General features: G+C 59.4%; 10 protein-coding genes. 2 read left to right on the plus strand and 8 right to left on the minus strand.

Annotated features, from left to right (window positions below; translation table 11 throughout):
- From CO666_RS09525 to CO666_RS09560, 8 genes are all read right to left on the minus strand, one after another.
- On the minus strand, positions 1–524 hold a 524-nt coding region (locus tag CO666_RS09525; RefSeq protein WP_097611838.1), incomplete at its 3' end, for an electron transfer flavoprotein subunit beta/FixA family protein.
- A gap of 339 nt (positions 525–863) precedes the next feature.
- Entirely contained in the window at positions 864–1,847 is a 984-nt protein-coding gene (locus tag CO666_RS09530; protein ID WP_245436762.1) for a MurR/RpiR family transcriptional regulator, read from the minus strand.
- Between the two features lie 131 nt (positions 1,848–1,978).
- Positions 1,979–2,857, minus strand: coding sequence for a fumarylacetoacetate hydrolase family protein (locus CO666_RS09535; RefSeq protein WP_097611839.1), 879 nt, complete (start codon positions 2,855–2,857; stop codon positions 1,979–1,981).
- A gap of 135 nt (positions 2,858–2,992) precedes the next feature.
- Entirely contained in the window at positions 2,993–4,579 is a 1,587-nt protein-coding gene (locus tag CO666_RS09540; protein WP_097611840.1) for a GMC family oxidoreductase, read from the minus strand.
- A 77-nt stretch (positions 4,580–4,656) separates the two neighbouring features.
- Positions 4,657–5,076 (minus strand): nuclear transport factor 2 family protein, encoded by a 420-nt coding sequence (locus CO666_RS09545; protein ID WP_097611841.1) that lies wholly within the window; start codon positions 5,074–5,076, stop codon positions 4,657–4,659.
- Between the two features lie 56 nt (positions 5,077–5,132).
- On the minus strand, positions 5,133–6,872 hold the full coding sequence (locus CO666_RS09550; protein ID WP_097611842.1) for a hydantoinase B/oxoprolinase family protein: 1,740 nt from the start codon (positions 6,870–6,872) through the stop codon (positions 5,133–5,135).
- 100 nt (positions 6,873–6,972) lie between these two features.
- Entirely contained in the window at positions 6,973–9,063 is a 2,091-nt protein-coding gene (locus tag CO666_RS09555) for a hydantoinase/oxoprolinase family protein (RefSeq protein ID WP_245436763.1), read from the minus strand.
- Positions 9,064–9,116: 53 nt separating this feature from the next.
- Entirely contained in the window at positions 9,117–10,484 is a 1,368-nt protein-coding gene (locus CO666_RS09560) for an aspartate aminotransferase family protein (RefSeq protein WP_097611843.1), read from the minus strand.
- 532 nt (positions 10,485–11,016) lie between these two features.
- On the opposite strand from CO666_RS09560, the gene CO666_RS09570 reads away from it, so the two are divergent.
- Both CO666_RS09570 and CO666_RS09575 read left to right on the plus strand, forming a co-directional pair.
- Positions 11,017–12,675 carry a GMC family oxidoreductase gene (locus CO666_RS09570; protein WP_097611845.1) on the plus strand — a complete coding sequence of 553 codons (1,659 nt, stop codon included), beginning with the start codon at positions 11,017–11,019 and terminating at the stop codon, positions 12,673–12,675.
- Positions 12,676–12,678: 3 nt separating this feature from the next.
- The gene (locus CO666_RS09575; protein WP_097611846.1) at positions 12,679–13,104 is read left to right on the plus strand and encodes a hypothetical protein; all 426 of its coding nucleotides are present in this window, start codon (positions 12,679–12,681) and stop codon (positions 13,102–13,104) included.
- Positions 13,105–13,175 lie beyond the last annotated feature (71 nt).

Raw genomic sequence — 13,175 nt, forward strand, 5'->3', positions numbered from 1 at the left:
GTGACCACCGCCGGCAGCTTGATCTCGATCGTCTGCAGGCCGCCGTCGACTTCGCGGGTCACGGTTGCTTTGCCGTCCCCGATCTCGATCTTCGAGGCGAAGGTCGCCTGGGCCGAGCCCAGCAGGGCCGCCAGCATCTGGCCGGTCTGGTTCGAATCGTCGTCGATCGCCTGCTTGCCGACGATGACAAGCCCCGGCTGTTCGGCATCGGCGACACCCTTGAGGATCTTGGCGACGGCGAGCGGCTCGACTTGATCCTCGGTCTCGACCAGGATCGCCCGGTCGGCGCCCATGGCGAGCGCCGTCCTCAGCGTCTCCTCGGCCTTGGCAGGGCCGATCGACACCACCACCACTTCCTCGGCCTTGCCGGCCTCCTTCAGCCGCAGCGCCTCTTCCACCGAGATCTCGTCGAACGGGTTCATCGACATCTTCACATTGGCAAGCTCGACACCCGTGCCATCCGGACGAACCCGGATCTTTACGTTGTAGTCGACAACCCGTTTGACGGGCACGAGAATCTTCATGGGTCTTTCCTCCACACTATCAGCATCGCGGTCACCGCTTTGCCTGGCGACCGAGGAGTCACGTCCTCACGCTTCAAACGATCGGCTGGAGATGCAGCAAAATCGCATTTCTGGAAACAGCTTCGTCGTCCCTCCGCCTCCCCTCGTTGTCGAGAATAAGAGAACATATGATCCACTATGATGTCAATAGGATCATTTGATCCCAAATCTTCCCAGAATGTTGGGCTGCGACTTACCTCGGCCCTGCCAGGTACATCAGGCGGCTCGCGCCCCGACTCTCATCGTCATCTCGCGGTCGGCGCTAGTCTCCTTTATCCAGCAACGGTTGGCGCCGAACGGTCACGACCGAGCGTCGACGACCTTCCTCCGCCGGGGAGCCTTCGCAGCGCCGGAAAGGAGGTACTCACCAGAATTGACCAAGAAGCGCTCGTTGTCGCGAATTCGACGCTCCGCCACCTCCCCGAGCTTGCTGATCGTCAATGCGGCAAGGATGTTGGCGATCGCGATCGCTCCCAGCGTGGACTCGGGAAAGGCCCGGCCGGATGATTGGGCGACAAAGTGCAACGGCCCCGCCAATTTGCTGATAGGGGCGGCGAAGCTGTCGGTGATGGCGATGAGCCTTGCTCCAGAAAGCGCTGCCTTCTCAGCCATTCGATGCACGAGGCGATTAAACGGCGCGAAGGTTACCGCGACGAAGGCATCGCCCGGCCGGATGTCGTCCAACGCCCCCTCCGGCGCTCCCCCAGGGCCATCCAGCAGCAAGATGCTTGGACGCGCCTTTTGAAGCGTGTAAGCAAGGGTGTAGGCGGGAGTGAACGCGGTGCGCCGACCCATGACATAGACCTTGGGAGCATGCGCCAGCAGCTCAACGGCGTTTTCAAGCTGCTCCTCCGACAGATGGGCCCTTGCCTGTGTCACCACGGCCTGTTCAGTCGCGAAAAATGAATCGACAAAAGCCTTCAGGCCTGAACTTTTACCCATTTCAGCAATGAGCGTGCGCGCGCTCGCTTCGTTACGGTGAAGCGATTGCTGGTCCCGCTGAGGGCGTTTGGGCGTCGTGTCGATGAATTGTTGGCGCAGATCACCATAGCCGCTGAGACCCAGCTTTTGAGCCAGTCGCACAAGGTTGACGGGCTGAACATTTGCCCGCCTCGCGATTTCCCGCATCGAGTAGAAGGGAATTTCATCGGCATTATTGATGATGTAATGGGCGCCTTCCACCATCTGTCCCGAGAGCTCAACGCATATCGTCTTTATTTGCTCGATCAACTCTGGCCTGGTCATGCGTCCTCTCTCGAACATCGACTGATGGTTGGGCGCCATACAGTTTTCCGCCGTATTTGGTGGCCTAACCGTGATTTCCAGGAGTTCCGGAAATCACGAGCGAGACCAGCGGGGCGCTCCTTTGACAGCCTATATGAATTAGGCACAGTCATACCGCAACCAAATGTTCGTTAGCGCACTACGTTGCGCAGAACGCCAACATTCTGAAGCTCTACCTCAACTGTATCGCCAGGCTTCAACCAGAGCGGTGGCTGCCGTTTCGCGCCGATGCCCTGAGGGGTGCCGGTTGTGATCATGTCGCCAGGGGAAAGTGCCAGGAAATAGGAAATGTAGCTGACCAAATGGCGAACCGAAAAAATCATGAGATGCGTGTTGGACGACTGAACCTGCTCTCCGTTGACTCGGGTTCGAATGTCGAGGTTCTGAATATCACCGACCTCGTCCAGCGTCACCAACGCCGGGCCAACCGGTGTGGAGCCGTCCACAGCCTTGCCCGCGAGCCATTGCGTCCCACGATACTGGAGGTCGCGCGCCGTGATGTCATTGAGGACGGTGACACCGGCCACAAAATCCAGGGCTTCCTCGGCACTGACGGAGCGGCACTGCTTGCCGATCACGATCGCGAGTTCGCCTTCGAAGTCGAGGTTGGGAGTGATATTGGAGCAGGTTATTTCGTCGAACGGGCCGATGAGAGAGCTTGCGAATTTCGCGAAGATGTCGGGATGAGATGGCAGCGCGCGCCCGGTCTCAGCGACATGATCGTTGTAATTGAGCCCGATGCAAAGAACTTTCGATGGATCGGTAACGGGCGGCCCCAGTCTAACCTTGTCAACAGGACCAACAACGGCCTTTGGATTCACTTTCGCCGCCGCTATCAGTCGCGCGGATAGCTCCGCCAGCCTGCCACCGTATTCCGCCAGCAATTGGCGCACCGACGGCGCCGACGTCGCGCTGTCACCATTCAAAAGCGCATCCACGTCAAAGATCGACGAATCGATGACGATACCTGCTCTCCAAGAGCCAGCCGATTCAAAGGTAACGAGTTTCATTGGTCCTCCCGCACCCTGCCGGTGCTTTCGAGTGAAGAGTGAGAAAATGGCATTCAATCCGGCAAGCGAGGCCCCAACACCCCAATCCTGTCCAATGCCGGAGGGCGAAACCAGTCCAGGACAAAAGGGGTGGCCTTAGATCCGGTTCCCTTTCATAAAGTCCGCAGCGCGCTCACCGATCATGATCGCCGGAGCATTCATATTGCTCGACGAAACGAACGGCATGACGGACGTATCGGCGACCCGCAGACCCTCGATGCCATGGACGCGCAACTGGGGATCGACCACGGCCATCTCGTCCGTTCCGATCTTGCACGCGCCGCTCATATGATAGGCCCCTTGTGTGTACCGTCTCACGAATTCCTCGAGTTCGGCGCGGGTTTTCAATGGCTTGGCAGGCAAATGCGACGCCTTGACAAACTTCTTTATCGACGGTTGTTCCATGATTTCCTGTCCGAGCCTAATCCCGTCGACAAGGCGATCCACATCATACTGATGACTGAGATAATTCGGGTCGACGATTGGCGGCACACTCGGATCCGACGAGCGAAGCGCGATCCGGCCCCGCGATTTCGGCCGGCAAGCATAAACGTTCAAGGTGCACCCATTTCCGCTCGCGGTGGTTTCGACACCTTCCTCAATGCCGGCGCCAGCCAGGAAATGATACTGAAGATCTGGGGTCGGATCCGATTTATCACCCCACCAGAAGGCACCGCCCTCGCAGATATTTGATGTGATTGGCCCGGATCCAAAAAGCGCGTATTGGGCGGCAGCGGCGAGCTGCCACCGTAACTTCTTATACTTGTCGTAACTGGTGCTCGACTTCAGATCGTATATCAGGAAGCAATCGGTGTGGTCTTGAAGGTTCTGGCCAACACCGGGCAGGTCGTGAACCACTTGGAGGCCGGCCTGCCGGAGCTCCGCCGCGGGTCCAATACCCGAAAGCAGGAGAAGTCGGGGAGAACCCACCGCGCCCGACGAGATAACCACCTCACGTTCAGCGCGCATCGTCTTGACGCGACCATTCTCCACATACTGCACGCCGGTGGCACGCCCGCCCTCTAGCAGGATTTTTACGACCTGCTTGTCGGTAACAATGTTCAGGTTCCGACGCTTTCGCGCTGGGCGAAGATAAGCATCGGCCGAACTGCACCGACGACCATTCCTCGTCGTCAGTTGGTAAAGCCCCGCTCCCTGCAGCTCTCCCGAATTGAAATCCGGATTGTAGGGTATGCCCGCCTCTTGGCAGGCTTTAACCCAGGCTTTGGTCAGCGGCAGCGTGTACTGCTGATTCGAGACGCTTAAGGGTCCGTCCTGCCCATGGACGTCGTTCGAGTAGACTTCGTTGTTTTCCGCCTTGCGGAAATAGGGAAGGACATCCTTATAGCCCCAACCCGCAGCTCCATGCTCAACCCAACGATCGTAATCCGATGGCGCGCCCCTCATATAAATCATGGCGTTGAGTGAGCTGCCTCCACCCAGGACGCGCGCTTGCCCAACTTTTGGCTCGGTATCGTTTTGATGCTTGAGCTTCTCGACCTTGTACCAATGCAGCAAGGAGCTCTTGAACGATTTGTAGAACGTCACCGGAAAGCGGATCCAAATGTTGCTGTCGCGAGGGCCCGCCTCGAACAGCGTCACGGTCACATCCGGATCCTCGCTCAGTCGACCTGCGATAGCGCATCCAGCCGAGCCTCCCCCCACCACGATGAAATCGGGCATCGCACAATCCTAATCTGATTAAATTTCGGGGAACGCCCGCGCGAATTTACCTGGGCGCTCGCCACCGCGTTTCGTCGTTATTGAATACCCGCGAAGAAAGCATCCACTTCCGCCTGGCGCATATCGCAAAACCAGCATTCAACAATCAGCTCGTTCTCGAAGCGATAGGCCGCGATACGGTCCGTGCGCACCTCTTTGTCACCACGGCGCCATATTTCATGGACCATGATCACAATGGCCTCGTCCGATTCCGCGATCAACTCGTCGTGCCCGGCCTCGCCTCCAACGATCCACTTGTCGGTATAGGCAGCGACCTTGTTTACCCAGCCCTCGATGAAACCCTTCGCGCCGTGGAAATCGCGGGAAAGAACAGGGTGCGTGCCACCCATGTGGACGACAAGATTGTCGCCATAATAGCTGCAGCCCTTCTCCACGTCGCCGCTCGACCAGGCCTCGTGATATTCCCGAAGAATATCCTTCGCACGTTTCTTATCCATTTTTACTCCCCTTGCTGATTGTACGGCAACAGATCCTGCTGAATCCCAGGGACCCATTAGGCAGTCTGGCGCCTAGCCTCGGTCGACAGAATTGATTTTCCGTCGGCGGAGATCTCAACACCGTATAAATCTCGAGCCGCTTGACGCGACACGACACCGTCGCGAACGTCACGCAGGACCGATTCAGGGGCACGCCGGTGGGGATCCCCCCAGCCACCCCCAGCCGTGGCCTCGATCACCAAGTGGAATGGCTTGACCTCCTCAACGCCATAAGGCGGGCAGTAAAGCTCGTCACCTGTAGCCAGATCGAATGCCTTGATCGATCCCCTTTCTCCCCAATGTCCGCCATTCACGCCGGCCGCCGTCTTCTTGCGCGCGCCCTCTCCGCGCAGGAGGTGTTCGCCGCCCGCCAACACATCGACCACATAGTCGACGCCGGTTCCGCCGCGATATTGACCCGCGCCGCCGGTATCGCACCGCATCTCGTAGCGATGCACGCGGATCGGATAGGACTGTTCGTAGGTCTCCACATTGGGGATAAACATCCCGCCGAGCGTCATCTGGTGGCTAGAGGTCGGAAATCCATCGCGTCCCTTGACCGCGCCGCCGCCAGAACTGCCGTGCCAATGGTAAAGGACGAAGACATTGCCGTCTGGCTTCTTGCCGGAGGAGATGCCGAATACCGACTTGCCCCAACCAGCGCAGGCGCGTTCGGGATCAGCCTGAGCCAATGCTCCCCAGCATGCGTTCATGATGTCGATCGCCGGAAAGACGGTGTTCATGGTCATTGGTGCCGGTGGCAGGGCATTCACCACCGTTCCCTCGGGCGCGATGATCTTGACGCAGCGGTAAGTGCCCTCGTTGTGAGGGATCGCGGGGTCGAGGAAGGCTGATAGGGCGCAATAAACTGCCGAATGCGTATTCGCGATCCCGCTATTCTTGAAACCCTTGATTTGCGGCGATGTCCCTGTGAAATCGAAGGTGATTGAGTCATCGTCGATGGTCATCGCGATCCGCGTCTCGATATCGACAATCTCGAAGCAGTCGGTATCGCTGAAATCGGATGCCTGCCAGACACCGTTTGGAAGCTCGGAGATGGCCTGACGCATCCGCCGCTCGCCATAGTCGAGAAGCGCGTCGAGATAGGATCGGCCTTTGCTCACCCCAAATTGGGCGATAACGTCGGCCAAGCGTTGACCGCCGATGCGTGTCGAACCGATCATCGCGCCAAGATCGCCCTCCAGTAGATCCGGGCAGCGCGAATTGAGGAGCAACATGCGCCAAAGGTCGTCCCTGAGCTGCCCCTTCTCGATCAGTTTGAGAACCGGCAGCCGAATCCCCTCGTGGAAAATCTCGGTTGCCTTGGCATTGTAGGTACCGGCGGCGCCGCCGCCGATATCGGACTGGTGGGCGCGGTTGCTGCAGAAGCCGACCAGTTGGCCATCTACGAACACGGGCCGGATAAGCGTCCAGTCTGGCAGGTGGTTGCCCCCCGCTGCGTAAGGATCGCTCAAGATAAAGACGTCTTCCGGGTCGATACGCCCGGTAAAATCACGCAGGACCGCGCGCACCGCGAATCCACCACTCCCGGAATGGATGGGAAGACCATCGGCTTGAGCGACCGTCTCGCCGTCCGCGTTGCTTAGGAAGCAGGAGAAGTCATGGCTCTGGCTGAAGATTGGACTCCGCGCCGTCCTGGTCATGATGGTGCCCATCTGCAGGCTGATGTGGTCCAACTGTCGCTGAAGGATTGCGATGAGAACAGGATCGTATTCGTGGGACAAGACAGTGCTCATAGTTTGACCTCGTCAATTCTTGCGAAATGCGGAGCGCTTGACCGCCGCCGCGCCAAAGGTGCGGCGATCGTCAAATAATGGTCAGGAATGATCGGCGTATTCATGCTGCCTCGCCCTGCAGGATATCAACGTGATAGTTGCCCGCCTCGGTCATTGTCAGCTTATCGCCAGCCCCGAGAATAAGCGTGGTCGTTGCTTCCTCGATGATAGCGGGTCCCGTTAGCTGCTGGCGGGGGGCCAGAACCGTGCCATCATAGACAGGGGTTTCAACAAACCCCAGTTCCTTGTTAATCCAGACCGGACGACGCGAAATCGCCACCGGGTCCGCCACGACGGCCGTCCCCGTGGCAACCTGCAAAGCATCAAGCTTGCCGATCGCAGCCAACCGCAAATTCACGATCTCGATGGCGCCGGCCGGCTGTACATAGCCAAAGAGCCTCTGGTAAACCTGTTCGAATGCCGTGCGGATGGTGACCGCGTCGGTTGCCGAGCATTCCACTGGAATCGTCCATTGCTGCCCGAAGTAGCGAAGGTCGTAACCACGTTTGAGGACAGCTTTGTCGCCTGTGAAACCCTCGCGCACCAGAACCTCGCTCGCCTCGCCCTGCAGCTCGAGGAAGGCGGCCTCGAGCACTTTGGGTCCTGAGTTCTCCGCATGGTCGAGATTCTTGAGCCAGCTTCGAACATAGTCGTGACGAAGGTCCGAGTTACACATCCCAAACGCGCAGAAGACGCCCGCGAGTCGTGGGATATATAGGCTTGAGCAGCCAAGCAGCCGAGCGGTCGAGGGACCATGCAGCGGACCTGCGCCACCACAAGCCACGAGGGTAAATGCTCTCGGATTGTATCCCTTCTCGAGCGAGGCCTGCTCCACGGCATGAAGAATATTCTGTTCCACGAGCTGGATGATGCCCGCCGCCGCGTCGTTGACACTCAGACCAAGCGGCTTTGCCACATGCGTCTCGATGGCCTCGATTGCTTTTTCAAGGCTGAGAGCGATCACGCCGCCCGCGTAGGGACCAGGCTTCAGCCGTCCGAGCACAAGCTGCGCGTCCGTCACGGTCGGACGCGTCCCACCGCGACCATAAGCCGCCGGGCCGGGGGTTGAACCGGCCCCTTCCGGTCCTGCCTTGAGAAGCCCCGCGCCATCCACAGAGGCGATCGTGCCTCCGCCCGCTCCAACGGTGTGAATGTCAACGGACGGAATATTCAAGTGGTAGCCATCGACCACGATCTGGTCGGTCATTGACACCGTACCGTGTTCCATCAGTGTGACGTCACAGCTCGTTCCACCAATCTCGATCGACATCAGGCGCTCCGACCCTGTATCCTGGCCGAAGAATTTCAAGGAGCCAACGCCCGCGGCCGGTCCGGACAGCACCAGGCTGGCGGGCGCATGCCCGATCTCATCGATGGAAATCGCGCCCCCATTCGACTGAATCATCAGCAGCTTGCGTTTCAGGCCAAGCGATGAGAGGCGATGCGATAGGCTCTCGAGATAGGGAACGACACGACGCGCGACATAAGCGTTGACGACGGTCGTGGACGTGCGCTCATACTCGCCGATTGTCGGGGCGATCTCCGACGAGGCTGTCACCCAAACATCGGGAAGAAGCTTCAGCAGCTCTGCCCTGGCAGCCCTTTCATGAACAGGGTTCGCGTAGGAATGCAGGAAGCAAATGGCGATCGCCTCGACACCCTCCTCCTCGAAAACACGTGCCGCGGCCGCGACGGACTCTGGGTCAAACGGTATCCTGACGGTTCCATCCTGCTCCAGGCGCTCGACGACCGGCAGGCGAAGATAGCGAGGCACCAGAACCTCAGGAAACGGTTTACGGTGATCCCAGACAAACTCGCGCATGGAGCGCCGGATCTCCAGCGAGTCGCGAAAGCCGTCCGTCACCAGCAGCCCGACTTTCGCCCCCTTCTTCTCAAGGAGCGTGTTCGTCGCGATGGTGGAGCCGTGAACGAATAACTCGGTGTTGGAGAGGAATGTCTCAACATCGATTGACAGAGCGGCCGCTGCCAGCCGGATTGCCGAGAGAACGCCTTCTGTGGGATCGGATGGGACCGACGGAGCCTTGAACGCGCGCACGGCGCCTATGGAATCAACCATGACCAGGTCGGTAAAGGTACCGCCGATATCTACTCCGACGCGGTAGGGTGCAATTAACATCGGCTGTCCACTCATCGTTGTTTCACCATCTTTTATATCGTGTGTCAGAGGCCGCTGAACATATAGCCTCAGGTGGTGGCGCCCGGGTGATCACCGAGCTCTCTTCTAACGACGCGCACCAGCTTGTCGGCGATCGCGGAGACCTCGACCTCAGTCATTGGACTTGAGAGCGCGCCGGAGCAATTTGGCGTGAGAAGGACGTTCTCGTCCAACATCGCCAATTGGATACGGCGGATAAGATTGCCAGCCTCGGATGTCGGGAACGCGCTTCGATAGCCGGTCACCTTACCCGGACCGACATGAACGCGGAAAAGTGATCCCATTCCCGTGACTGTCGCGGCAACGCCAGCATCGGCGAACCCCTTGCCGATCCTCGTGCGCAACAGGTCGCCAAGCGAGTTGAGACGATCCACCACGGGCCGGGAGTAATGCTCGAGCGAGGTCAGGCCCGCGGCCATACTGAGCGGATTGGCGCTGAACGTGCCGCCCATCGACACTTTCGGCTTGCCAGCGGAATGATCGAAGACGGCCATCAAGTTCGCGCGTCCGGATACGGCGCCGATCGGCAGTCCGCCGCCAATGATTTTCGCGGTTGTGATCAGATCCGGCTCGAGACCAAAAAGCGGCGACGCCCCTTCGTACGACAGGCGAAAGCTGATCACCTCGTCGGCGATAAGAATGATGCCATCGCGACGGCAAGCCTCTTGGATGACCGAGGCAGTTTCTCGAGACATGGGCACCGTGCCGGCACGCGAGGCATGCGGATCGACGATCACCGCCGCGAGTGAGGTCCCTTCCCGACGAAGGATGTCGGCACAGCGCTGCGGATCATCATAAGGGAGCACCACCACGTCCCTCAGGACTGTGTCGGGCGTTCCCGCGTTGCAGCGGACAGACGCCGGGTTGCCGTTCTCGTCATCCCAATTGGCGGGCGTTGGATCAAGGCTCACCTCGACCCAATCGTAGGCACCGTGGTAGCACCCCTCGAACTTCGCGATCCTATGGCGTCCGGTCAGACCCCGCGCCCCCTTGATCGCGGCCAGCACCGCCTCGGTTCCCGAGTTGCAGAAACGGGTCTGTTCCATGCGCGGATTTCTCGCGGCCAGAGCTTCCGCGAGAAGAATCTCGCTCTCCGTCGGCATGCCGAACGCGGTCCCCTTCGTCATTGCTCCGCGTACCGCGTCCAGGACAGGCGCGTATGCGTGCCCATGAATAAGCGAGAAGAAGTTATTCGCGCAATCAAGGAGCCGTCGCCCATCAATGTCGATGACCCAGCAACCCTCGCCGCGGGCCGCATAGGGCGGATTGGGTTGAAACCACGATGCCGCGCGCATCGAGCCCCCTGGCACCACCTTCCGTTCCCGCGCATACGCGGATTTGGAGCTATCGCCAACAGCCGAACGTGATTCACTGCTGTGTACCTGATCGAGTTTCATACTGTTCTCCATCCACACCTGAGCTGGATGCAATAAACACTATGATCCAAGATAATGTCAACAGGATCATGTGATCCAAATCATTTGGGCAAGCTTTTCAGCGGCCCACCACATAATCCGGGCCGGCGCAACAACGGACAAGGCGGCAAGGACGAGCTCCAAGGCGGCCGGCGACACGAAAATTTCTTTTGGATCAGTTGATCCTCTTGACATAACTCTGGATCATGATGTTGACTGCGGTCACGAAACTCGCGCCTGGAGAGTTAACGGTCGGCGTGAGAAAATCGCGTCACTTGCTCGGGAACTCGTTGATGGGACCAGGAAGAAGTGACGATATGTTGACCGGCGGGCGGACATCGCGCGAACGAGCCGAACACGCCGAGCTTGGAGCGGACCCCGGGCCGCTGGATGACAGACAACCTCACGGGCCAGATCTCGGCGGAGGCGTCGGTATCGCGGCCTTGGCGAGGGGGCGGCAAGCGTCCAGACCGCGGCTCGAGGAGTTGCGCGTTGTTTATAAGGAGGTAATCAGATGACCAATGAGAGCCAAGCGACTGTTTATGATGTCGTGATCGTGGGCGCCGGCCCGTCTGGCGCGGTCGCAGCCAAACGCCTGGCGGAAGAAGGAATGTCGGTCATCTGTCTTGAGCAGGGCGGCTACCCGGATTACACCAAGCTCCGGCACTCCGGTCTTGAATTCGAACTGACGAAGCAACAGCATTTCGCCACCAACCCAAACCGCCGCAGGGCCCCTTCCGACTATCCAATCGACGTCAGTGACTCGGACATTGAGCCGCTGATGTGGAACGGTGTCGGCGGCAGCTCGGTTTTGTATGCGGCGGCCTGGCATCGGCTCAAGCCCAGTGACTTCCGAGTTCGGTCAGTTGATGGAATTGCGGACGACTGGCCCCTGAGCTACGCGGAACTCGAACCATTCTACGCCCGGGTCGAAAATGACTTCGCGGTTTCCGGGGTTGGCGGGGACCCCGCCTACCCGCCAGGTTTTGACATCCCCCTGCCTCCTTTCCCGATGGGGGCGATGGAACGGAAATTCGCCTCCGCGCATGATCGGCTTGGCTGGCACTGGTGGCCCGGCAGCAACTCGATCGCGACCGTCAAGCACAACGGTCTGTTGCCCTGCGTGCGGCGTGGCGCGTGCACCTGGGGATGCTTTGATGGGGCCAAGGCCTCAGTCGACCGCACGCACTGGCCAGCCTGCATCAAACTCGGTGTGAAACTTGTCCAGAATGCGCGGGTGCTGCGCGTCGAAACCGGAGCCGATGGCCTTGCTACCGGCGTCACGTATGTCGATCGCGAGAGCGGAGCCACACATTTCCAGCCGGGGCGCGCCGTCATCGTCTCGGCCAACGGGATCGGCACACCAAGGCTTTTGTTGAATTCCGCGTCGAACCGACATCCAGACGGGTTGGGAAATTCGTCCGGCCTGGTCGGCAAGCGACTGATGATGCACCCCTACGGGACGGTGACCGGCCTCTTTGACGATTTCTTCGAGAACTGGCAGGGCCCTTATGGGCAACGGGCCTATTCACTGGAATTCGCCGAGACACGCAAGGATACGAATTTCTATCGCGGCGCGAAGTGGCAACTCATGGGAATGGGTGGACCGCTGGCCTCGGTGGGCAGTTGGCCATGGGGCAGCAGTGACGACGTCTGGGGCGAGAACTTCCACGACACCGTGCATAAGCGCTTCGGCCGCTCCGCGTATTGGGGGATCATGGCTGAGGATTTGCCGAATGAGGAAAACATGGTCACCCTCGACCCCGATGTGACGGATGCTCAAGGCATGGCGGCCGTCAAGGTGACGTACAAGGCGTCCCAAAACACCGTGGACCTCTTGAACTACAATGTGACACGGGCCTCGGAATCGATGAGGGAAGCGGGCGCCTACGAGGTCGCGGGCACGCCTCTAATGCGCGAAACCGGCTGGCACATACTCGGAACGGTGCGCATGGGCAAGGATCCCGGGAACTCGGTGGTCGACGCTTTCGGCCGCTCCCATGATGTTCCAAATCTCTTTGTCATGGATGGCAGCGTCATGCCAACGTCGGGTGCGGTTAATCCCACGGGAACCGTGACCGCGCTTGCCTTGCGAAACGCGGAATCGATTATTGCTAACCGGCGCTCCCAGCCGGTCAGTCAGGCCGCCGAAGCGCGAAAGGTTGGACATTAAGCCATGACTTACGACATTCTTCCCCTGCGAGCCAAAATCGAATGGGTCGCCGATGCCCTTATCCCTTCGGATCCGAAATACGCGATGCCCTCGGCGACGGAGGCTGGCATTATCGATCATCTGTTGCCTCGCGCCCTGAAGGAGCGCGACGATATGGCGCCGTCATTCCTCAAGGCGTTGTCGCGTCTGCCGGAAAATCGTCCGGACAATGCTCTGGAGGTGATCCGCGCCCTTGGCGGCGAAGACTTCCATGTGATTAGTTTCCTGATCGCCGGCGCCTACTTCCTTGACGAGGCGATCACAGGAAAACTGCGATATCCAGGGCAAGAGGCGATGCACGAGACGCCGGATTACGACGAGATCATGGACACGATCGAGCGCGTGCAAGCAAGAGGCGCTGTTTATCTCGATGTGCCGGAAGCGCCGTGAGGCGCTGATTGCTTCTGGCCGCGACACACTTTCAAGGCACCGAGGCGGCCATTGTCATATGGCCGCCTCGC

Origin of the sequence: Rhizobium chutanense (genome assembly GCF_002531935.1) — a bacterium.
GTDB classification, from domain to species: Bacteria; Pseudomonadota; Alphaproteobacteria; order Rhizobiales; family Rhizobiaceae; genus Rhizobium; species Rhizobium chutanense.

What these genes read in the sequence shown, in the direction of transcription:
- CO666_RS09575 (WP_097611846.1), top strand. Translation starts at nt 12,679, where the DNA reads ATGACTTACGACATTCTTCCCCTGCGAGCCAAAATCGAATGGGTCGCC.
- CO666_RS09540 (WP_097611840.1), bottom strand. Translation starts at nt 4,579, where the DNA reads ATGCCCGATTTCATCGTGGTGGGGGGAGGCTCGGCTGGATGCGCTATC.
- CO666_RS09545 (WP_097611841.1), bottom strand. Translation starts at nt 5,076, where the DNA reads ATGGATAAGAAACGTGCGAAGGATATTCTTCGGGAATATCACGAGGCC.
- CO666_RS09555 (WP_245436763.1), bottom strand. Translation starts at nt 9,063, where the DNA reads ATGAGTGGACAGCCGATGTTAATTGCACCCTACCGCGTCGGAGTAGAT.
- CO666_RS09570 (WP_097611845.1), top strand. Translation starts at nt 11,017, where the DNA reads ATGACCAATGAGAGCCAAGCGACTGTTTATGATGTCGTGATCGTGGGC.
- CO666_RS09530 (WP_245436762.1), bottom strand. Translation starts at nt 1,847, where the DNA reads ATGGCGCCCAACCATCAGTCGATGTTCGAGAGAGGACGCATGACCAGG.
- CO666_RS09550 (WP_097611842.1), bottom strand. Translation starts at nt 6,872, where the DNA reads ATGAGCACTGTCTTGTCCCACGAATACGATCCTGTTCTCATCGCAATC.
- CO666_RS09535 (WP_097611839.1), bottom strand. Translation starts at nt 2,857, where the DNA reads ATGAAACTCGTTACCTTTGAATCGGCTGGCTCTTGGAGAGCAGGTATC.
- CO666_RS09560 (WP_097611843.1), bottom strand. Translation starts at nt 10,484, where the DNA reads ATGAAACTCGATCAGGTACACAGCAGTGAATCACGTTCGGCTGTTGGC.